General features: G+C 60.9%; 18 protein-coding genes. 9 read left to right on the plus strand and 9 right to left on the minus strand.

The window, feature by feature from the left end; all coding sequences use genetic code 11:
- Positions 1-56: 56 nt before the first annotated feature.
- The 6 genes from etfB to LAB08_RS28105 all read right to left on the minus strand — a co-directional run bounded on the left by etfB (position 57) and on the right by LAB08_RS28105 (position 7,849).
- Positions 57-827, minus strand: coding sequence for an electron transfer flavoprotein subunit beta (gene etfB, locus LAB08_RS28080; protein ID WP_096514550.1), 771 nt, complete (start codon positions 825-827; stop codon positions 57-59).
- Positions 828-842: 15 nt separating this feature from the next.
- Complete coding sequence (etfA, locus tag LAB08_RS28085) at positions 843-2,063, minus strand: electron transfer flavoprotein subunit alpha (protein ID WP_096514548.1); 1,221 nt, start codon at positions 2,061-2,063, stop codon at positions 843-845.
- Positions 2,063-4,009, minus strand: coding sequence for a dimethylglycine demethylation protein DgcB (gene dgcB / locus LAB08_RS28090; RefSeq protein ID WP_096514546.1), 1,947 nt, complete (start codon positions 4,007-4,009; stop codon positions 2,063-2,065). Before dgcB ends, etfA begins: the two co-directional genes overlap by 1 nt.
- A gap of 176 nt (positions 4,010-4,185) precedes the next feature.
- Positions 4,186-6,246, minus strand: a complete 2,061-nt coding sequence (gene dgcA / locus LAB08_RS28095; protein WP_096514544.1) for a dimethylglycine demethylation protein DgcA — start codon at positions 6,244-6,246, stop codon at positions 4,186-4,188.
- Positions 6,247-6,261: 15 nt separating this feature from the next.
- On the minus strand, positions 6,262-6,792 hold the full coding sequence (locus LAB08_RS28100; RefSeq protein ID WP_008019495.1) for a DUF5943 domain-containing protein: 531 nt from the start codon (positions 6,790-6,792) through the stop codon (positions 6,262-6,264).
- A gap of 79 nt (positions 6,793-6,871) precedes the next feature.
- Positions 6,872-7,849, minus strand: a complete 978-nt coding sequence (locus LAB08_RS28105) for a dipeptidase (RefSeq protein ID WP_096514542.1) — start codon at positions 7,847-7,849, stop codon at positions 6,872-6,874.
- A 249-nt stretch (positions 7,850-8,098) separates the two neighbouring features.
- On the opposite strand from LAB08_RS28105, the gene LAB08_RS28110 reads away from it, so the two are divergent.
- Both LAB08_RS28110 and LAB08_RS28115 read left to right on the plus strand, forming a co-directional pair.
- The gene (locus tag LAB08_RS28110) at positions 8,099-8,500 is read left to right on the plus strand and encodes a lysozyme inhibitor LprI family protein (RefSeq protein WP_096514537.1); all 402 of its coding nucleotides are present in this window, start codon (positions 8,099-8,101) and stop codon (positions 8,498-8,500) included.
- 58 nt (positions 8,501-8,558) lie between these two features.
- Positions 8,559-8,975: a DUF3010 family protein gene (locus tag LAB08_RS28115; RefSeq protein WP_096514536.1), complete on the plus strand. Its 417-nt coding sequence runs from the start codon at positions 8,559-8,561 to the stop codon at positions 8,973-8,975.
- A gap of 113 nt (positions 8,976-9,088) precedes the next feature.
- On the opposite strand, the gene LAB08_RS28120 is transcribed toward LAB08_RS28115, so the two are convergent.
- Complete coding sequence (locus LAB08_RS28120) at positions 9,089-10,033, minus strand: GlxA family transcriptional regulator (RefSeq protein ID WP_085716447.1); 945 nt, start codon at positions 10,031-10,033, stop codon at positions 9,089-9,091.
- Between the two features lie 209 nt (positions 10,034-10,242).
- Here LAB08_RS28120 and LAB08_RS28125 point away from each other — a divergent pair, with 209 nt between their 5' ends.
- From LAB08_RS28125 to LAB08_RS28150, 6 genes are all read left to right on the plus strand, one after another.
- Positions 10,243-11,187 (plus strand): choline ABC transporter substrate-binding protein, encoded by a 945-nt coding sequence (locus LAB08_RS28125; protein ID WP_096514534.1) that lies wholly within the window; start codon positions 10,243-10,245, stop codon positions 11,185-11,187.
- 86 nt (positions 11,188-11,273) lie between these two features.
- Positions 11,274-12,161 carry a 3-dehydrocarnitine:acetyl-CoA trimethylamine transferase CdhC gene (gene cdhC, locus LAB08_RS28130; protein ID WP_095195952.1) on the plus strand — a complete coding sequence of 296 codons (888 nt, stop codon included), beginning with the start codon at positions 11,274-11,276 and terminating at the stop codon, positions 12,159-12,161.
- A gap of 141 nt (positions 12,162-12,302) precedes the next feature.
- Positions 12,303-13,268, plus strand: coding sequence for an L-carnitine dehydrogenase (locus LAB08_RS28135; RefSeq protein ID WP_096515634.1), 966 nt, complete (start codon positions 12,303-12,305; stop codon positions 13,266-13,268).
- A 137-nt stretch (positions 13,269-13,405) separates the two neighbouring features.
- Complete coding sequence (locus LAB08_RS28140) at positions 13,406-13,882, plus strand: thioesterase family protein (protein WP_096514531.1); 477 nt, start codon at positions 13,406-13,408, stop codon at positions 13,880-13,882.
- A 12-nt stretch (positions 13,883-13,894) separates the two neighbouring features.
- Complete coding sequence (locus LAB08_RS28145) at positions 13,895-15,058, plus strand: gamma-butyrobetaine dioxygenase (protein WP_096514530.1); 1,164 nt, start codon at positions 13,895-13,897, stop codon at positions 15,056-15,058.
- Positions 15,059-15,452: 394 nt separating this feature from the next.
- Positions 15,453-15,719 carry a hypothetical protein gene (locus LAB08_RS28150; RefSeq protein ID WP_096514528.1) on the plus strand — a complete coding sequence of 89 codons (267 nt, stop codon included), beginning with the start codon at positions 15,453-15,455 and terminating at the stop codon, positions 15,717-15,719.
- A gap of 103 nt (positions 15,720-15,822) precedes the next feature.
- Here the strand turns inward: LAB08_RS28150 and gbdR are convergent, their stop codons facing one another.
- Complete coding sequence (gene gbdR, locus LAB08_RS28155; RefSeq protein ID WP_090325880.1) at positions 15,823-16,926, minus strand: choline metabolism transcriptional regulator GbdR; 1,104 nt, start codon at positions 16,924-16,926, stop codon at positions 15,823-15,825.
- 513 nt (positions 16,927-17,439) lie between these two features.
- On the minus strand, positions 17,440-18,816 hold the full coding sequence (locus LAB08_RS28160) for an L-serine ammonia-lyase (protein WP_096514526.1): 1,377 nt from the start codon (positions 18,814-18,816) through the stop codon (positions 17,440-17,442).
- A gap of 435 nt (positions 18,817-19,251) precedes the next feature.
- Here LAB08_RS28160 and LAB08_RS28165 point away from each other — a divergent pair, with 435 nt between their 5' ends.
- On the plus strand, positions 19,252-20,199 hold the full coding sequence (locus tag LAB08_RS28165; protein ID WP_096514524.1) for a choline ABC transporter substrate-binding protein: 948 nt from the start codon (positions 19,252-19,254) through the stop codon (positions 20,197-20,199).
- Positions 20,200-20,233 lie beyond the last annotated feature (34 nt).

Raw genomic sequence — 20,233 nt, forward strand, 5'->3', positions numbered from 1 at the left:
GTTGACCACCATCGCGAGCAGGCTCGCTCCTACAGAAGATCCGGGCTGAAACCGGGTCAGCGAACCACGCCTTCCTCGATCAGAAGTTTGAGGATCGCTTCAGCCCCAGCTTGCGCCGTAACGCCTTTAAGCACTTGTCCGCCTCCGCCACTGGCTTTCGCCGTTGCGGCTTTCATCCGGTCGGCACCGCTCTTGGCCTTGATGACTTTCAAGCGTTTGGGACGAGGCTTGGCCGGTTGCAAGGTGGCGACTGCCAGCAATTCATCATCGACAACCTCCACCTCATCGGCCTGTAACACCCCGCGCCGAGCCGGGCCGTAGGCACTCTGCCGTGGCTTGGGCGCGGCGTTATCCACAGTCGCCAGAAACGGCAGCCGCACCTTCAAGCGCCGGCGCTGGCCACGGGGCAAGGCTTGCAGCACCAACGCCGAACCGCCGTCGATGGATTCGACCTGAGCCAGCCCCACCACCAGCGGCCAGCCGAGGTTTTCGGCCAGCAGGAACGGCAACATGCCCGAGCCTTCGCCGGTTTCCGCCTGGCTGCCGGTCAGCACCACCTGGGCCCCGGCATCGCGCAGATAGCTGGTCAACGCTGGCAGCGCGTCCGCACCTTGCGGCTGTTCCAGCACATGCAGTTGTTCCAGGCCCATGCCCAGATAAGCCCGCAGCGCCGGCTCGGCGACATCGCCGGCATGCAGCACCTGCAAGTTATCCCCAGCCAATTGCAGACCCAATTCCACCGCCCGCGCATCCTGTTCCGCGCGACGTGGCCGGCCGGAAGTCGGGTGGGCGCCGATGGACACCAGGCTGATGATTTTCGTGCTCATAACCCTTTCCTTCCCTTAAGCCGCATCGCGCTTGGCGTCGTTGCGGTAAGCCTCTACCGCCGCGATCAAGGCTCGAAGAATCTCGGCGCTCTCGCCGATCACCGACAGGTCGGCCCGTTTGATCATGTCGCAGCCAGGGTCGAGGTTGATTGCCACCACCTTGTCGCAGGCACCGATGCCTTGCAGGTGCTGGATCGCCCCGGAAATCCCCACCGCCACGTAGACCCGCGCAGTGACCCAGGTACCGGACGCACCGACCTGGCGGTCCCGGGCCATGAAACCATCGTCCACCGCCACCCGGGATGCCCCTTCGGTGGCGCCGAGCGCGGCCGCCGTCTGGTGGAACAAGTCCCAATCCTTGACGCCGTTGCCGCCGGAGAAAATAAACTCGGCTTCGGCCATGGGAATCGCTGCCGGGTCCACCGCCACCGCGCCCAGATCCTCGATGCGCGAGAGACTGCGCGCGACGGTTGTGGATAACTCCACCGGCAAGGCTTCGTGACGGGTTTCGCTGACTGGCTCGGCACATTCGACGGCAGCCAGAATCAGGCGCGCGACCGGACGGGCCAAGTCTTGCAAGCCCGCACCGGCGCGGCCGATGCACTCCTGATCCTTGACCTGCCAGACCCGCGTGGCCGGGCGTTCGCCCAAAGCCGCGGCGAAGCGCCGACCCAATTCGCCGCCACCGCTGCGACTGTCGGGCAGCAACCAGTGACGCGGGTTGAACTGGTTATCCACAGCCCGCAGGCCCTGGACCCGTTGCTCCGGTGCATAACCGCTGAATTCGTCGCCTTCGAGCACCAGCAGGCGGTCGACGCCCGCTGTGGCAAAGGCGCTTTCCTTGTGTTCGCCGAAAACCACAGCCAGTACCGCGCCGTCCTTGCCGGCCAGTTGATGGGCCAGGCCCAGCAAATCCTTGTCGTGACTGCTCAAGCGGCCACCGACCATGTCCGGCACCACGCTGATGTAGAACGCCGGTGCAGGCACCTGATGCAATGGCAGTTGCACTTCAACGGCGGCCGAGCGCTTGGCCGACCCGCCCTGTTGCGCGCCGCTGCGGTCGATGCGCTTGATCCCGTTGGGACCGATAAAGCCCATGCCATGGAGATTCTTGCGGATGATGCCATTGGGCCCCATCCAGCTGTGTTGCGCCGGTTGCATGGCCGCGTGCAGCGGGTGCAGGCGGTTACGGGCGATCCATTCGGCGCGGGGGTCGCGGCGGATAATGTCGCTCATCAGTGCACCTCCGCAGGTTCACGTTTGGCCGGCGTGGCCGACTTTGGGGCTTCGTCTTCCAGCAGTGCGTCAGCCACCAGTTCGGCGATGTCCTTGATCAACGGCCGGGGTTCGACCACGCCTTCGAGCATCGCGGTGCACTGTGGACAACCCACGGCCACCAGCTCGGCGCCCGTCTCGCGGATGTCTTCCATGCGCATGTCGGGAATACGTTGTTTACCCGGAATGTCGGTGATCGGCGCGCCGCCACCACCGCCACAGCAGCGCGAACGGAAGCCGGAACGTTGCATTTCCTTGATCTCGATGCCGAGGGCACGCAGTACCTCGCGCGGTGCCTCGTACTCGCCGTTGTAGCGGCCCAGATAGCACGGATCGTGATAGGTCACGCTGCTGCCTTTATGCTGGCCGAGATTGAGCGCGCCGGCGCCGATGATTTCCGCCATGTAGGTGCTGTGGTGCTGCACCAGGTAATTGCCGTCGAAGGCGCCGTACTCGTTTTTCAGCACGTGGAAGCTGTGCGGATCGCAGGTCACGATGCGGTTGAAGCTGTATTTGGCCAGGGTTTGGATGTTGCGCTTGGCCAGCAACTGGAAGGTGGCTTCGTCGCCCAGGCGTCGGGCCACGTCACCGCTATCGCGCTCTTCCAGGCCCAGCACGGCAAAGTCGATTTTCGCGGCTTTCAGCACTTTGACGAAGGCGCGCAGGGTGCGCTGGTTGCGCATGTCGAAGGCACCGTCGCCGACCCAGAACAGCACGTCGGTGGATTTCTTCTCGCTGAGCAGATTGAGGTTCAAGTCCGCCGCCCAGTTCATCCGTCCGCCCGGGGCGAAGCCGCCCGGGTTGTCGGTGGCGATCAGGTTTTCCAGGACTTCGGCGCCCTTGTTCGGGGTTGCGCCTTTTTCCAGGGTCAGATGACGGCGCATGTCGACGATGGCATCGACGTGTTCGATCATCATCGGGCATTCCTCGACGCAAGCGCGGCAAGTGGTGCAGGACCACAGGGTTTCGGCATCCACCAGACCGTTGACGATCGGTTGATGCGGATTGCCCGCGTGCTCACCGATGGCTTTGCCCGGATACGGACTGCCGGCAAATTTCGCATCGGTGCCGCCGGCCAGGCCGACGACCATGTCCTGGATCAGTTTTTTCGGGTTCAATGGCTGACCGGCGGCGAACGCCGGGCACGCCGCTTCACATTTACCGCACTGCACGCAGGCATCGAAGCCGAGCAACTGGTTCCAGGTGAAATCCTTGGGTTTTTCCACGCCCAGCGGTGCAGTCGGGTCTTCCAGATCCAGTGGCTTCAACCCCGTGGAACGCCCTCCCCCAAAACGTTCGGCGCGACGGTGCCAAGCCAGGTGCAACGCACCAGCGAAGGCGTGTTTCATCGGCCCGCCCCAGGTCATGCCGAAGAACAGTTCCGACACGCCCCACAACACGCCGACGCCGAGAATCACCGCCAGCAGCCAGCCACCGAAGTTTTCCGGCAGGATGCCTGCCACCGGCAGGGTCACCAGGAAGAACGACGCCGAGAACGCCAACAGGCTTTTCGGCAGGCGCATCCACGGGCCTTTCGACAGGCGCGAAGGCGGGTTGCGCCGACGCAGGTACACAAAGATTGCGCCGACGAACATTACCGCCGTCATCAACAGCAGCGCATAACCGAGCAAGCGGTTATGCAAACCGAAACCATGCACCAGAATCGCCAGCACGATGGACGCCACCGCGCCGCCGGCTGTGGCCACGTGGGTATTGGCGATGTATTTGTCCCGCGCCACCACGTGGTGCAGGTCGACCATGTAGCGTTTGGGCATGGCAAACAGGCCGCCGATCAGGTCGACCTTCGAGGCCCGGCCCCGGCGCCACATGGCTACCCGCCGCAACGCGCCCAGAACCGCGAGGCCCAGGGCAGCGAACAACAGGATTGGAAGAAGGGTGTTCAACATGGTGGAGCTCCCAAAGACCGCAGGGTCTTGCAGGCCAAACTACCTGGATGCCTTGCCCGATTTCCTGTGGGAGCAAAGCTTGCTCGCGATGGCGGTATTTCTACCGACAAAGACTCGTCGAATGTTCCGACGAAATCGCGGGCAAGCCTTGCTCCCACAGGGTTATGTGCAAGCTCTTAGAAATCCTTACACAGCCGCAACGCGTCGTAGATCGCCGCGTGCACGTTACGCTGGGCCACGCAGTCGCCGATGCGGAACAGCAGGTAGCCGTCGCCGTTCTGTTCCAGGCATGGCTGTGGCTTGATCGCGAACAAGGCTTCGACGTCGATCTGGCCTTTGTTGCGTGAGCCTTCCTTCAGCGCGTAGTAGATTTCTTCGTCCGGGCGCACGCCGTTTTCCACGACCACCTGGTCCACCACCCGCTCCTCTTTGGCGCCGGTGTATTCGTTTTCCAGCACCGCCACCAGCTTGTCGCCTTCGCGGTAGACCTTCTCCAGCATCATGTCCCCGGTCATGATCACTTCTTTTGGGTACATGCTGCGGTAGTAAGTCGGGAACGACGTACCGCCAATCGCCACGCCGGGCTTGATGTCGTCGGTGACGATCTCGACCTGGCTGCCCTTGTCGGCGAGGAAGTCGGCGGTGGACATGCCGGTGAATTCGCAAATGGTGTCGTAGACCAGCACGTTCTTGCCTGGCGCCACCTTGCCATCGAGCACGTCCCAGCTGCTGACCACCAGGCCTTCAGCCGCGCCCCAGTGTTCGTTCTGCTCCAGGTACGGGTGACCGCCGACCGCCAGTACAACCACATCGGGACGCAGGTCCATGATGGTCGGCGCATCCGCCGCGGTGCCCAGGCGCAGGTCGACTTTCAAGCGTGCCAGTTCCAGCTGATACCAGCGGGTGATACCGGCGATCTGGTCGCGCTGCGGCGCTTTCGACGCCGTGGTGATCTGCCCGCCGATGAATTCCTTTTTCTCGAACAGGGTCACATCGTGGCCACGCTCGGCGGCCACACGGGCGGCTTCCATCCCCGCAGGACCGGCACCGACCACCACCACCTTGCGTTTTTTACCGGTGGTTTTTTCGATGATGTGCGGCACGCCCATGTATTCACGGGAGGTTGCCGCGTTCTGGATGCACAGCACATCCAGCCCCTGATACTGACGGTCGATGCAGTAGTTGGCACCGACGCACTGTTTGATCTGGTCGACCTGGCCCATCTTGATCTTGGCGATCAGGTGCGGGTCGGCAATGTGGGCGCGAGTCATGCCGACCATGTCGACGTAACCGCCCTCCAGGATACGGGTCGCCTGGTTCGGGTCCTTGATGTTCTGCGCGTGCAGCACCGGAACCTTGACCACTTCCTTGATGCCGGCGGCCAGGTGCAGGAACGGCTCCGGTGGATAACTCATGTTCGGAATCACGTTGGCCAGGGTGTTGTGGGTGTCGCAACCCGACCCCACGACGCCGATGAAATCGAGCATGCCGGTGTCGTCGTAATACTTGGCGATCTGCTTCATGTCTTCATGGGACAGACCATCCGGGTGGAACTCGTCACCGCAGATACGCATGCCCACGCAGAAATCGTCACCGACCTCGGCGCGCACGGCCTTGAGCACTTCCAGACCGAACTTCATGCGGCCTTCGAAGGTACCGCCCCATTCGTCGGTACGCTTGTTGACCCGCGGGCTCCAGAACTGGTCGATCATGTGCTGGTGCACGGCCGACAGCTCGACACCGTCCAGGCCACCGGCCTTGGCGCGACGTGCCGCTTGTGCGTAGTTGCCGATCACCCGCCAGATTTCTTCCGGCTCGATGGTTTTGCAGGTGGCGCGGTGCACCGGTTCACGAATGCCCGACGGCGACATCAGCGTCGGCCAGTTGAAGCCGTCCCAACGGGAACGACGGCCCATGTGGGTAATCTGGATCATGATCTTGGCGCCGTGCTTGTGCATGGCGTCGGCCAGATTCTGGAAGTGCGGAATGATGCGGTCGGTGGACAGGTTCACCGAACTCCACCATTCCTGCGGGCTGTCGATGGCGACCACGGACGAACCGCCGCAGATCGCCAGGCCGATCCCGCCCTTGGCCTTCTCTTCGTAATACTTGACGTACCGGTCGGTGGTCATGCCGCCGTCGGTCGCGTAGACCTCGGCGTGCGCGGTGCTGAGCACGCGGTTGCGGATAGTCAGCTTGCCGATCTGGATCGGCTGGAACATTGCTTCGAAAGCCATGGCGGGATCCTCGACTTACAACGGCTTGACGATGAACAAGCCGTCTTCGTGGCCCTCTTCGGAGCCACCGTAGACTTGCTCGGCCACGGTGCGGATCTTGCTGCCGCGAGCGGCGAGGATCTGATCCATCGCGCCGGCAAACCAGCCGGTGAACATGTAGTCGACCTTGCGCCCGACCTTGCCGTACACATAGACGAACGCCGAGTGTTCGAGCTTGACGCTGCAGGTACCTTTGTCGAGGTCGATGTCCTGAATCTTGAACAGGCCCCAGCCGCGCTGCGACAGGCGCTTCATGTAGTGCTCGAACACTGCGACACCTTCCAGGCCATGGCATTCGGCTTCTTTTTCACACCAGTGCCAGGCGGACTTGTAGCCGGCCTTGTAGAGGATTTCGGCATAGGCTTCGGCGCCCAGTACTTCCTCGATACCCATGTGGTTGTTGACGAAGAAATGGCGCGGCACGTACAGCATCGGCAGGGCGTCGGAGGTCCAGACACCGGTCTCGCTGTCGACTTCGATAGGCAATTGCGGGGCGATCTTGGCCATGGAAACTTAACTCCAGAAGAATTTTGGTATTGCCCCCGGCGCGGATGGCCGGGGGGAAAAGAATCAGAAGTGCTGTGGCTTACTCGCCCCAGACATCCTTGAGAACATTGACCCAGTTCTCGCCCATGATCTTGCGCACTACCCGTTCGGAGTGGCCGCGCTTGAGCAGAGTCTCGGTCAGGTTCGGGAACTCGCCCACGGTACGGATGCCCAGCGGGTTGATGATCTTGCCGAAGCTGGTCAGGCGGCGGGCGTAGCCCTTGTCGTGGGTCAGGTATTCGAAGAAGTCCTGGCCGTGACCCTGGGTGAAGTCGGTGCCGATACCGATGGCGTCTTCGCCGACGATATTCAGGGTGTACTCGATGGCTTCGGCGTAGTCGTCGATGGTCGAATCGATGCCTTTGGCCAGGAACGGCGCGAACATGGTCACACCGACGAAACCGCCGTGATCGGCGATGAATTTCAGCTCTTCATCGGACTTGTTGCGCGGGTGCTCTTTGAGACCCGACGGCAGGCAGTGGGAGTAACAGACCGGTTTCTTCGATTCGAGGATGACTTCTTCGGAGGTCTTGGAGCCGACGTGGGACAGGTCGCACATCACGCCAACACGGTTCATCTCGGCAACGATCTCACGACCGAAGCCCGACAGGCCGCCATCGCGCTCGTAGCAGCCAGTGCCCACCAGGTTCTGGGTGTTGTAGCACATCTGCACGATACCGACGCCGAGCTGCTTGAACACCTCGACGTAACCGATCTGGTCTTCATAGGCGTGGGCGTTCTGGAAGCCGAAGAGAATGCCGGTCTTACCCTGCTCCTTGGCTTTGCGGATGTCAGCCGTGGTGCGCACCGGAATCACCAGGTCGCTGTTTTCGCGGATCAGTTTCTGGCTGGCGGCGATGTTGTTGACGGTGGCCTGGAAGCCCTCCCACACCGACACGGTGCAGTTGGCTGCGGTCAGACCGCCCTTGCGCATGTCTTCGAACAGCTCACGGTTCCACTTGGCAATAATCAGCCCGTCGATAACGATGCTGTCGGCGTGCAGTTCGGCTGGGCTCATCAGGCTGTCCCCTTCTTAGCGATTCATGCGCCGAATCGTCTGCCGGCGCTTTGGGGCCAGCATATGCCTGAGGGCCGGGGCGACCGGGTGCAAAAACGACAGGGGAATTGCCGAAAGCGTCAATCTGCGACAAAGGGTCGTCGCCAGGCACGATTGGCGACCTGTTCAAGGGCGCCGGCATGGGCCAGAATTCGCCGCAACTCAGAATGCTTCACTGGACGCTTTATTGGAAAAGGGGCGGCGACATACATGAAATCGATCATCCTGGCACTGGCACTGATTGCGACCGGCGTACACGCAGCGGAAGAAGCCGACGACAACCCCTGCGACAAAGTCGAAAACGACGTCCAGACCCTGGAATGCTCCGCCTTCAGCAAGACCACGGCCGAAGACCTGCTGAGCGAAAACTACAAAAACCTGAACGAGCGCCTGCAGTCGCTGTATGGCAAGAACCCGACACAATTGGCCGACATCACCGCCAAGCTCAAGGCAGCACAACAACAATGGCTGAAAACCCGTGAGGCCGACTGCGCCGTCGAAGCCTTCCCGGCCACGGCCGGCAGCAAGGCGTTCACCATTGCGCAAAATGATTGCGTGGCGCGCACCAGTGACGAGCGGTCGGAGTTTTTGGAATCGATTGGGCAGGAGTAAATGCAAACTTCAGTCAATTGAGCTGTAGGCTGCACGCCTTCAACGAAAAGGATTCACCATGAAAATCTGCGGCATCGAAATAAAAGGCAGCGAAGCGATCATCGCCGTGGCCACCCTTGAGGGTTCGACATTGAGCCATGTCGCGCTGACCACCAAGAAAATCGCCCTGGACGATGACGACGAAGCCGCCAACGTCAAAGTCTTTGCCGCTCAGGTTGCTTCCTTTGTTCGAGAAAATTCGATAGATCGAATCGCGATCAAGAAGCGCAGCAAGAAGGGTGAATTCGCCGGTGGGCCGACCACATTCAAGATCGAGGGCGTTTTCCAGTTGCTGGAAAATTGCGAGGTGACGTTGCTGTCCCCGCAGACCATCAATGCGCAGGCCAAGAAACACAACTTTGAGCTGCCGGCGACGTTGAACAAGTATCAGCATGAGGCTTACAAAGCGGCCTGCTCGGCACTCCTGAAGAAATAAGTTGCCCATTGTGGGAGCGAGCCTGCTCGCGAAGGCGGCGGTTCAGTCAACATATATGCTGAATGTGCCGACCTCTTCGCGAGCAGGCTCGCTCCCACAGTGGTTCTTGCGCATCACGCCTTGGCGGTACGCCGATCTTCCCTTGGACATCGCTCATACTTCGCGCGATAACTGCGGGTGAAATACGACGGCGATTCAAACCCGCACGCAATACTCACTTCCAGCACGCTCATATCGGTCTGGCGCAGCAACTGCCTGGCTTTCTCCAGCCGCAAACGCAGGTAGAAATTGCTCGGCGTATCGTTCAGGTGCAGGCGAAACAACCGTTCAAGTTGCCTGCGCGTCACCTTGATCGATTCCGCCAGTTCCAGTGTGCTCAAGGGCGGTTCGCTGTGCTGTTCCATCTCTCCAATAACGTGAACGAGCTTCTTGTTGCTGATGCCGTAGCGCGTGGCGACTTCCATGCGTTGGTGGTCTTTGCGCGGGCGGATGCGGCCGAGCACGAACTGTTCGCTGACCTGGATCGCCAGTTCCGGGCCATGGGCCTGGGCGATCAGATCCAGCATCAAATCGATGGATGCGGTGCCACCGGCGGATGTGATGCGCCGACGGTCGATCTCGAACAGCTCCTGGGTGACGCTGAGCTGCGGATAGGACTCCTTGAAGGCATCAATGGCTTCCCAGTGCAGGGTCAGGCGATGGCCGTCGAGCAGGCCGGCTTCGGCGAGGATGAAACTGCCGGTGTCGATGGCGCCGAGGGTCACGCCTTCGTTGTCCAGGCGACGCAGCCAGTGTTCCAGGGCCGGAGTGGCGAACTTCAGCGGTTCGAAGCCGGCGACCACCAGTAACGTCGCGCCTTTCTTCAGCGGCTCCAGCGCCGCATCGGCGTTGACCGACATGCCATTACTGGCCAATACCGCCCCGCCATCGGCACTCAATACGTGCCAGCGATAGAGCTCGCCACGAAAACGATTGGCGACCCGCAGCGGCTCGATGGCCGAGATAAATCCAATGGCCGAGAAACCCGGCATCAACAAGAAATAGAAATCCTGGGACATGGAGCGCACTCGACAGGCAAGTAACGAGAGGACGGGGAGCGTGAGGACGTTGATACGCCACTTGCAACAGGCATACAAGAGGACAGGTCGCTGCAGTGCAAGAGTCGGTCGCCGCAGTGCGCTTTCATGGCCGTTTAGCTGCGTAACTTGTCATCACCGGCGCACAAAGACGACCGGACCCACAATAACGAACTGCCGAGGAACCTGAGATGAAACGACTGATCAGCAGCTGTGTTCTTGCACTCAGTGGTACCGCTTTGCTGAGCGCCAGTGTCATGGCCGCCGAACCCGCCGCGTGCCAGAACGTGCGCATGGGTGTAGTGAACTGGACCGACGTGATCGCCACCAGCGCCATGACCCAGGTATTGCTCGACGGACTCGGCTACAACACCAAACAAACCAGCGCCTCCCAGCAGATCATCTTCGCCGGCATCCGCGATCAGCGCCTGGACCTGTTCCTGGGGTACTGGAACCCGCTGATGACCCAGACCATCACCCCGTTCGTCGATGCCAACCAGGTCAAGGTGCTGCAAGCCCCAAGCCTGAAGGACGCTCGCGCCACCCTCGCCGTGCCGACCTACCTCTACGACAAGGGCCTGAAAACCTTCGCCGACATCGCCAAGTTCGAAAAAGAGCTGGGCGGCAAGATCTACGGTATCGAGCCAGGCTCGGGCGCCAACACCCAGATCAAGGCGATGATCACCAAGAACCAATTCGGCCTGGGCAAGTTCCAGCTGGTCGAATCCAGCGAAGCCGGCATGCTCGCCGCAGTGGACCGTGCCGTGCGCCGCAACGAGGCCGTGGTGTTCTTCGGCTGGGCGCCGCACCCGATGAACGTCAACGTGAAAATGACCTACCTCACCGGCAGTGAAGACGCCCTGGGCCCGAATGAAGGCATGGCGACGGTCTGGACCGTCACCGCGCCGACCTACGCCGAACAATGCCCGAACATCGGCAAACTGCTGAGCAACCTGACCTTCACCGCCGAAGATGAGAGCCGGATGATGCAGCCGCTGCTGGAACACAAGGACGCCTTCGAATCGGCCAGGCAGTGGCTCAAAGATCACCCGCAAGACAAGCAGCGCTGGCTCGCAGGCGTGACCACCTTCGATGGCAAGCCTGCAGCTGAAAACCTGAAGCTGACCAGTAAATAAACCCGATAGAACTACCGACTCGCAGCCCGACCGGGCTGCGAACGGGATCACTACGCCAAAAAATCAAGCCTGAAGGAAACCGCCCCATGAACCACGACGTCATCATCACCTGCGCACTCACCGGTGCTGGCGACACGACCGCCAAGAGCCCACACGTGCCGGTCACCCCGAAACAAATCGCCGCTGCCGCCGTGGAAGCCGCCAAGGCCGGTGCCACCGTGGTTCACTGCCACGTTCGCGACCCACAAACCGGCAAGTTCAGCCGTGACGTGGCGCTGTACCGTGAAGTGATGGAGCGCATCCGCGAGGCCGACGTCGACATCATCGTCAACCTCACCGCCGGCATGGGCGGCGACCTGGAAATCGGCGCGGGCGAGAACCCGATGGAGTTTGGCCCTAACACTGACCTGGTCGGCCCGCTGACCCGTCTGGCCCACGTCGAAGAACTGCTGCCGGAAATCTGCACACTCGATTGCGGCACCCTGAACTTCGGCGATGGCGACACCATTTACGTCTCCACCCCGGCGCAATTGCGTGCCGGCGCCAAGCGCATCCAGGAACTGGGCGTGAAAGCCGAACTGGAAATCTTCGACACCGGTCACCTGTGGTTCGCCAAGCAGATGATCAAGGAAGGCTTGCTCGACAACCCGCTGTTCCAGCTGTGCCTGGGCATCCCGTGGGGCGCCCCGGCGGACACCACCACCATGAAAGCCATGGTCGATAACCTGCCGGCCGATGCGGTCTGGGCCGGATTCGGGATCGGTCGCATGCAGATGCCGATGGCGGCACAAGCCGTACTGCTCGGCGGCAACGTGCGAGTCGGCCTGGAAGACAACCTGTGGCTGGACAAGGGTGTGCTGGCGACCAACGGCCAACTGGTCGAGCGCGCCGGCGAAATCCTCAGCCGCCTTGGCGCCCGGGTTCTGACCCCGGCTGAAGGCCGCAAGAAAATGGGCCTGAAACAGCGCGGTTAATCCCACCACCCATTTCCCCCTGTGGGAGCGAGCCTGCTCGCGATGACGTCGGTACATTCGATGCATTTGCGTCGACAGGAACATCGCTATCGCGAGCAGGCTCGCTCCCACAGTTTTTTGAGCCAAATTCAGGAAATTGCCATGAGCTTTATCACCGAAATCAAAACCTTCGCCGCCCTGGGCAGCGGTGTCATCGGCAGCGGCTGGGTAGCCCGCGCCCTCGCCCACGGCCTTGATGTAGTGGCCTGGGACCCGGCGCCCGGCGCTGAAGCGGCGCTGCGCAAACGCGTCGCCAACGCCTGGGGTGCGCTGGAGAAAAAAGGCCTGGCACCCGGTGCCTCGCAGGACCGCCTGCGCTTCGTCGCCACCATCGAGGAATGTGTTCGCGACGCCGATTTCATCCAGGAAAGCGCCCCTGAACGCCTTGAGCTGAAACTCGAACTGCACAGCAAGATCAGCGCCGCCGCCAAGCCCAATGCCTTGATTGGCTCCAGCACCTCAGGCCTGTTGCCAAGCGAGTTCTACGAGAGCGCCACGCACCCGGAACGCTGCGTGGTCGGCCACCCGTTCAACCCGGTTTATCTGCTGCCATTGGTAGAAGTGGTTGGCGGCAAAAACACCGCGCCTGAAGCGGTGCAAGCGGCGATGAAAGTCTATGAATCCCTGGGCATGCGCCCGCTGCATGTGCGCAAGGAAGTGCCCGGCTTCATCGCCGACCGCCTGCTCGAAGCCCTATGGCGCGAGGCGCTGCACCTGGTCAACGACGGTGTGGCGACTACTGGCGAAATCGACGATGCCATCCGTTTTGGCGCCGGTCTGCGCTGGTCGTTCATGGGCACCTTCCTGACCTACACCCTGGCCGGCGGCGATGCCGGCATGCGCCACTTCATGGCACAGTTCGGCCCGGCGTTGCAGTTGCCATGGACGTATCTGCCTGCGCCTGAACTGACCGACAAGCTGATCGACGATGTGGTGGATGGCACCAGCGATCAACTGGGCAAACACAGCATTTCTGCGCTGGAGCGCTATCGTGATGACTGCCTGCTGGCGGTGCTGGAAGCGGTGAAGACCACTAAAGAGAAGCATGGGATGGCTTTCAGCGAGTAACCCCTATGCTTTGAGGCCAGCAGGTCTGGCCTCATCGCGGGCAAGCCTTGCTCCCACAGGACTTGTGACCAACCTGTGGGAGCAAGGCTGCCCGCGATAGCGGCAGTCCAGTCACCATACTTCTTGGATCACTCATCATGCCCGCACTGACCACCTACCAAACCAGAATCATCCCCGACTGGGTCGACTACAACGGCCATCTGCGCGACGCGTTCTATCTGTTGATCTTCAGCTATGCCACCGACGCACTGATGGACCGCCTCGGCATGGACAGCAACAACCGCGAAGCCAGCGGCAACTCGCTGTTCACCCTGGAGCTGCACCTCAACTACCTGCACGAAGTGAAACTCGACGCCGACGTCGAAGTGCACACCCAGATCATTGCCCACGACAGCAAACGCCTGCACCTCTATCACAGCCTGCATTTGGCGGGCGACGCCAAGGAGCTGGCGGGTAACGAGCAGATGCTGCTGCACGTCGACCTCGCCGGGCCAAGCGCGACACCGTTCAGCGAATTGACCCTCGGCAAACTGCAAGCCATCGTCGCCGAACAGACTGACCTGCCAGCCCCCAAGTACATTGGCCGAGTGATCGCATTACCCCCAAAAAAATAACAAGGAGATTGCATGAACACCGCCGCCGCTTTTGCTGACTTCCGTACTTATCCGTTGATCAGCGCGCTGACAGGCGTGCAGGCCATGGCGGATCGTGTTCTGGTGAAGTGGGCCGACAACCGCGTCAGCCCTTTCCATCATCAATGGCTGCGGGACAACTGCCCGTGCCCGCAATGCGTCTACACGGTGACACGTGAACAAGTGCTGGAAATTGTCGATGTCCCCGAAGACCTGCTGCCTGCCCAAACCAGCGTCGATGTCGAAGGCTGTCTGAGCGTCCAATGGCAGGACGGCCACCGCAGCCGCTTCGACCCTGGGTGGCTGCGTGCCCATGCCTACGACGACGAATCCCGCGCCGAGCGCCAGGCCGGCAAGCCGAAAGCCAGGCTCTGGCATAACGATCTGAAGCTGCCGGTGTTCGAGTATCAGGCATTGATGCACGACAACGACGCGTTGTTGCAGTGGCTGCTGGCCGTACGGGATATCGGCCTGACACAGGTCTGTGGCGTGCCCACCGAACCGGGCTCGCTGAAGTTGATCGCGCAGCGCATTTCCTTCATCCGCGAGAGCAATTTCGGCGTGCTGTTCAACGTGCAATCCAAGGCCGATGCCGACAGCAACGCCTACACCGCTTTCAACCTGCCGCTGCACAGCGATTTGCCGACTCGGGAGCTGCAACCGGGGCTGCAATTTCTGCATTGCCTGGTCAACGATGCCGAAGGTGGCGAGAGTATTTTTGTCGACGGTTTTGCCATCGCCGACGCCCTGCGCCGGGAAGATCCCGAGTCGTTCAAAAGCCTGTGCGAGATCCCAGTGGAGTTTCGCAACAAGGACCGCCACAGCGACTATCGCTGCCTCGCGCCGATCATCGCCCTGGATGCCTCGGGGCAAGTGTCGGAGATCCGCATGGCGAACTTTCTGCGCGGCCCGTTCGATGCGTCGGTGGAACAGATGCCGAGGCTTTACCGAGCCTATCGTCGCTTTATCGCGATGACCCGCGAGGACCGTTTCCGCGTGATGCAAAGACTCAATCCGGGCGAGCTCTGGTGCTTCGACAACCGCCGCACCCTGCATGCCCGCAACGCCTTCGACCCTGCCACCGGGGCGCGGCATTTGCAGGGGTGTTATGTGGACCGGGATGAGTTGTTGTCACGCATTTTGGTGTTGCAACGCTAGACCGCGTTATCGTTCATCGCGGGCAAGCCACGCTCCCACAGGTTTGTTGTCGCCCACAAAATAGAGGGTCACTCGATCCTGTGGGAGCGTGGCTTGCCCGCGATGGCGTCCGAACAAACAACACAACCATCCAGGATTCACAGGCAAAAAAAAGCCCCGATCAAGCCGTGACAGGATCGAGGCAGAGGGTACTGTTGAGGAGCTGCCGCGCTAGGGTGACCAAACCTTCGTGAAGCGAGCTGAGTCCAGTGTGCCGACTCCCTTCGCAGGGAAATAGCCCGAAAACGACGCTTTCATAGCCAATGCAGCCATTGCGACAAATCGCCCTTGCCGCCACTTCGCCCCCCTACCAGAATCGAACCACGACACCGTTCCCAGAAGAAGGATTTGCGTCATGATGCACGCCGATTTGATTGACCAGGAAGACCTGTTGGGCCAGCTCAAGGCATTGGGCTTTCAAGTGCCGAACGGCGCCACCGCCGAGCAGGCATGCGAGTGTGCGGTACGAGGTTTGAACAACGAACGGGCCATCGTGCTGCGCACCATGGTCAAGCAGATGTACACCAGCAGCGCGACCATCCTGCCGGCCGTGCGCCAGGCCATCGACAAGCAGTTGCTGCCAGCATTGGCGGAATACCAACAGAGCCACACCACCCGATAAAACGCCTTCGCGAGCAGGCTCGCTCCCACATTCGACCGCATTCCTCTGTTGGAACTCGGTCAACTGTGGGAGCGAGCCTGCTCGCGAAGGGTGCGACTCGGTTTTAGAGCCTTACACTGGCAAAGGTAGATTCATTACGCGCCTGGCTCAGCGCCGACAACGGCCCGGACAGCGGCGACAGCACCAGGGCTTGCGGCAGCGGCATCATCGCCACTTGCTGCGTGGTGTTGGACCCTACGCGCTCGTCACGTGGTGGAATGCCGAAGTATTCGCGGTAGCACTTGGAGAAGTGCGGCGTAGACACGAAACCACACACCGACGCCACTTCGATGATCGACATCGGCGTTTGCTTGAGCAACTGCCGCGCGCGAATCAGGCGCAGTTTCAGGTAGTAACGCGACGGCGAGCAATGCAGGTACTTCTGGAACAACCGCTCGAGCTGACGACGGGACACGGCGACATACACCGCCAGTTCGTCGAGATCGATCGGTTCTTCGAGGTTGGCTTCCATCAGCGCGACGATTTCCTGCAACTTCGGCTGGTTGGTGCCCAGCATGTGCTTGAGTGGCACGCGCTGGTGATCCTGTTCGTTGCGGATGCGCTCGTAGACGAACATCTCCGAGATCGCGGCGGACAATTCACGACCATGGTCGCGGCTGATCAGGTGCAGCATCATGTCCAGTGGTGCGGTGCCGCCCGAGCTGGTGAAACGGTTACGGTCGAGGGTGAACAGGCGGGTACTCATGGCCACCCGCGGGAAGGCTTCCTGCATCGCTGCCAGGCATTCCCAGTGCACGCTGCAATCGAATCCGTCCAGCAGGCCGGCGCAAGCCAGGGCCCAGCTGCCGGTGCAGACCGCGCCGAGGCGCCGGGACTGACGCGCCTGGCTTTGCAGCCATGACACGTGTTCGCGGGTAACAGTGCGCTGGATACCGATACCGCCACAAACGATGACGGTGTCCATTGGGGGCGCTTTGTGCATGGAGGCGTCGGGCGTGATCTGCAAACCGTCACTTGCCCAGACTTGACCGCCATCGACGGTGAGTGTGGTCCAGCGATACAGCTCGCGGCCGGACAACTGGTTGGCCATGCGCAGCGGTTCGACTGCGGAGGCCAGGGAAATCAGCGTGAAATTGTCCAGCAGCAGAAAGCCGATGGATTGAGGCGCACGGTTCTGGGGTTGGGCCCCGGAGTTGAACGACGTCATCGCGGTATCTCCTCACACAAAGCGGGTGATGGCCTCAGGCGGAGGCTCTTGTTATTGCCATCGTTCTCGCGTGGGAGACGGGCTTTGTAATGACAGAGCAATTGCCATGCCTAAATTTGAATGTGCGTTCAATAACTCCTAAAAACGACGTCGGAATGTGTCTATATATGACGCGCAGGGAGTGGGGATTTAAATGGCCATCAGGGCTGGCAAGTGCCCCGGCCCACAAGCTGTGAGCAATTCGGTAGCACTTGTGGGAACAGGGCTGCGAGCAGCCGGGAAAGAGTGTCACCGCAGGCACGGGGTGATGAGTGGTCAGCGGCGTTTTGGAGCCCTGCCCTTGCGTCAGGGTTTTACCTGTTTGCGACGCGCCAAAAGGTGGCGTGATTTGTTACGGGTGTTCACTTTACGCGCAGTTTTGATTGGTCCGACGCTATCGCGAGCAAGCTTTGCTCCCACAGATACCACCAATCTGTGGGAGCAAGGCTTGCCCGCGATGCAGACGACGCGGTCTCAGCACTCGACGGCGCTGACGGCCAACCCACCCCGCGATGTCTCCTTATATTTGTCATGCATATCGGCACCGGTATCGCGCATCGTGCGAATCACCCGATCCAGCGAGATAAAGTGCTGGCCATCGCCGCGCAACGCCATCTGTGCCGCGTTGATCGCTTTCACCGCGGCAATCGCGTTGCGCTCGATGCAGGGCACCTGCACCAGACCACCCACCGGGTCGCACGTCAGACCCAGGTTATGTTCCAGACCGATTTCCGCCGCGTTGCACAATTGCTCCGGCGTGGCGCCGAGGATTTCCGCCAGCCCTGCCGCCGCCATGGCGCAGGCCGAGCCGACTTCACCCTGGCAACCGACTTCGGCACCGGAGATCGAGGCGTTCTTCTTGCACAAAATCCCGACGGCCGCCGCGCTGAGGAAGTAGTCGACGACATTCGCGTCGGTCACGTCCTCGCTGAACTTCATGAAGTAGTGCAGCACCGCGGGAATGATCCCCGCCGCGCCATTGGTCGGTGCCGTGACCATGCGCCCGCCGGCGGCGTTTTCTTCGTTGACCGCCAGAGCGAACAGGTTGACCCACTCCATGGCACTGAGGGTCGAGCCGATCACGTTGGGCTTGTTCAACTCCTGCAAGCTGCGGTGCAGCTTGGCCGCACGCCGGCGCACATTCAAGCCACCAGGCAGGATGCCTTCGTGCTTGAGGCCTTGCTCCACGCAATCCTGCATGGCCCGCCAGAGCGTCATCAGGCCGCTGCGGATTTCCTCTTCACTGCGCCAGACCTTCTCGTTGGCCATCATCAATTCAGCCACGCGCAGGTTGTGCTTTTTGCACAGTTCCAACAGCTCGGCGGCACTGGAAAAATCGTAAGGCAACACGGTGCGATCGAGATCGACGACACCGCTGGAGGCCTGCGCCTCGTCGACGACAAAACCGCCGCCGACCGAATAGTAGGTATCGCGATGCAACTCGCCGTCATCGCCTTCGACAATCAGGGTCATGGCATTGGGGTGGAACGGCAGGTTTTCGTCGATCAGGCGCATGTCCCGGGCCCAGATGAACGGCACTGACAAGCGACCGTCCAGCAACAGCGTGTGGGTTTCACGCAGGGTGGCGATGCGGATGCCGATTTGCGACGGATCGATCGCATCCGGCCACTCGCCCATCAGGCCCATGATCACCGCGTTGTCGCTGCCGTGGCCGATGCCTGTGGCCGACAATGAACCAAAGAGCTGAACTTCGACGCGCCGCACGTGTTCCAGCAACCCCCGCTCGCGCAAATCCTGCACGAACAACGCCGCGGCCCGCATAGGCCCCACGGTGTGCGAACTGGAAGGGCCAATGCCGATTTTGAACAGGTCGAAAACACTGATAGCCATTACTGCCGAACTCCTGGATGAGCCAACTCCAGGCGCGAAAGCGCCCGGTGGCGGAGCTGCTACGCTCAAGCTGCAATCCGCCGAGATGACCGCATCATCAGGCTTTTGTCATGTCGTTCGACGTCTCTAACCGACGCACTCATGTCCACAAACGCCGCGTGCGTTTTGCGCCATGTTTTCGGCATTTTTTTGCGATGCAGAGGGGAAAAAGGGGCTGAAAAAATCTGTAAGCGACGTCACTGACACTGGAAGCGACCATCCCTGTACTGGTTACGACGCACCCTGTAGGCGTCAGATTTTCACTGGTACATGATCGTATCGACTCGATTGCAAGGCGCTGCGGTAGAGCTGTCTCCAGAACGCCATCCAACCGCAACCTATAAGTGCGGTGGTCCAGTCGGAACACTGCCAAAAAAAACACCAAGGAGTCCATCCATGAAAGGTTCCCCGTCGTTGTTGTTGGCCGCCATGCTTAGTCTGCCGCTTCTGGCGCAAGCCGCCGAACCGGCGCAATGCAAAACCGTAAACTTCTCCGATGTCGGCTGGACCGACATCACTGCGACAACCGCCACCACCAGCGTCGTGCTCGATGCCCTGGGCTACAAGACCAAGACCACCATGATTTCCGTGCCAGTGACCTACAAGTCCCTGGCCGACGGCAAGAACATGGACGTGTTCCTCGGCAACTGGATGCCGACCATGGAGAACGACATCAAGGCCTACCGCGACGCCGGCACCGTGGATATCGTGCGCACCAACCTCAAGGGCGCCAAGTACACCCTCGCCGTTCCTCAAGCCCTGTACGACAAGGGTTTGCATGACTTCGCCGACATCGCCAAGTTCAAGAAAGAGCTCGACGGCAAGATCTACGGGATCGAGCCCGGCAACGACGGCAACCGTCTGATCCAGACCATGATCGACAAGAACGCTTTCGGCCTGAAAGACGCCGGTTTCAAGGTCGTCGAATCCAGCGAAGCGGGCATGCTGTCCCAGGTCGACCGTGCACAGAAACGCGACACCGCCGTGGTCTTCCTCGGTTGGGCGCCGCACCCGATGAACAAGCGCTTCAAGATTCAATACCTGACCGGCGGCGACGATTTCTTTGGCCCGGATTTCGGTGCCGCCACCGTGGCGACCAACACCCGCAAGGGTTACACCGAGGAATGCAACAACGTGGGCCAACTGCTGAAAAACCTGGAGTTCACCGTCGACATGGAAAGCGAACTCATGGGCAACATCCTGGACGACAAGATGAAGCCTGACGCGGCCGCCAAGGCCTGGCTGAAAAAGAATCCACAGGTGCTCGATACCTGGCTCGCTGGCGTGACCACCACTGACGGTAAACCTGGCCTGGAAGCCGTGAAAGCCAAGCTTAACCAGTAATCGCTTATGCCGGACGGCTCCGGCCGTCCGGGCT

The organism is Pseudomonas izuensis, assembly GCF_002356535.2.
In the GTDB taxonomy this organism is placed as follows: domain Bacteria; phylum Pseudomonadota; class Gammaproteobacteria; order Pseudomonadales; family Pseudomonadaceae; genus Aquipseudomonas; species Aquipseudomonas izuensis.

Bases quoted from the DNA above. Each gene is read 5' to 3' on its own strand.
- etfA (WP_096514548.1), bottom strand. From the start codon at position 2,063: ATGAGCGACATTATCCGCCGCGACCCCCGCGCCGAATGGATCGCCCGT.
- LAB08_RS28100 (WP_008019495.1), bottom strand. From the start codon at position 6,792: ATGGCCAAGATCGCCCCGCAATTGCCTATCGAAGTCGACAGCGAGACC.
- LAB08_RS28115 (WP_096514536.1), top strand. From the start codon at position 8,559: ATGAAAATCTGCGGCATCGAAATAAAAGGCAGCGAAGCGATCATCGCC.
- LAB08_RS28140 (WP_096514531.1), top strand. From the start codon at position 13,406: ATGCCCGCACTGACCACCTACCAAACCAGAATCATCCCCGACTGGGTC.
- LAB08_RS28125 (WP_096514534.1), top strand. From the start codon at position 10,243: ATGAAACGACTGATCAGCAGCTGTGTTCTTGCACTCAGTGGTACCGCT.
- cdhC (WP_095195952.1), top strand. From the start codon at position 11,274: ATGAACCACGACGTCATCATCACCTGCGCACTCACCGGTGCTGGCGAC.
- LAB08_RS28135 (WP_096515634.1), top strand. From the start codon at position 12,303: ATGAGCTTTATCACCGAAATCAAAACCTTCGCCGCCCTGGGCAGCGGT.
- LAB08_RS28165 (WP_096514524.1), top strand. From the start codon at position 19,252: ATGAAAGGTTCCCCGTCGTTGTTGTTGGCCGCCATGCTTAGTCTGCCG.
- LAB08_RS28120 (WP_085716447.1), bottom strand. From the start codon at position 10,033: ATGTCCCAGGATTTCTATTTCTTGTTGATGCCGGGTTTCTCGGCCATT.
- LAB08_RS28145 (WP_096514530.1), top strand. From the start codon at position 13,895: ATGAACACCGCCGCCGCTTTTGCTGACTTCCGTACTTATCCGTTGATC.
- LAB08_RS28150 (WP_096514528.1), top strand. From the start codon at position 15,453: ATGATGCACGCCGATTTGATTGACCAGGAAGACCTGTTGGGCCAGCTC.
- dgcB (WP_096514546.1), bottom strand. From the start codon at position 4,009: ATGTTGAACACCCTTCTTCCAATCCTGTTGTTCGCTGCCCTGGGCCTC.
- etfB (WP_096514550.1), bottom strand. From the start codon at position 827: ATGAGCACGAAAATCATCAGCCTGGTGTCCATCGGCGCCCACCCGACT.
- LAB08_RS28105 (WP_096514542.1), bottom strand. From the start codon at position 7,849: ATGAGCCCAGCCGAACTGCACGCCGACAGCATCGTTATCGACGGGCTG.
- dgcA (WP_096514544.1), bottom strand. From the start codon at position 6,246: ATGGCTTTCGAAGCAATGTTCCAGCCGATCCAGATCGGCAAGCTGACT.
- gbdR (WP_090325880.1), bottom strand. From the start codon at position 16,926: ATGACGTCGTTCAACTCCGGGGCCCAACCCCAGAACCGTGCGCCTCAA.
- LAB08_RS28110 (WP_096514537.1), top strand. From the start codon at position 8,099: ATGAAATCGATCATCCTGGCACTGGCACTGATTGCGACCGGCGTACAC.
- LAB08_RS28160 (WP_096514526.1), bottom strand. From the start codon at position 18,816: ATGGCTATCAGTGTTTTCGACCTGTTCAAAATCGGCATTGGCCCTTCC.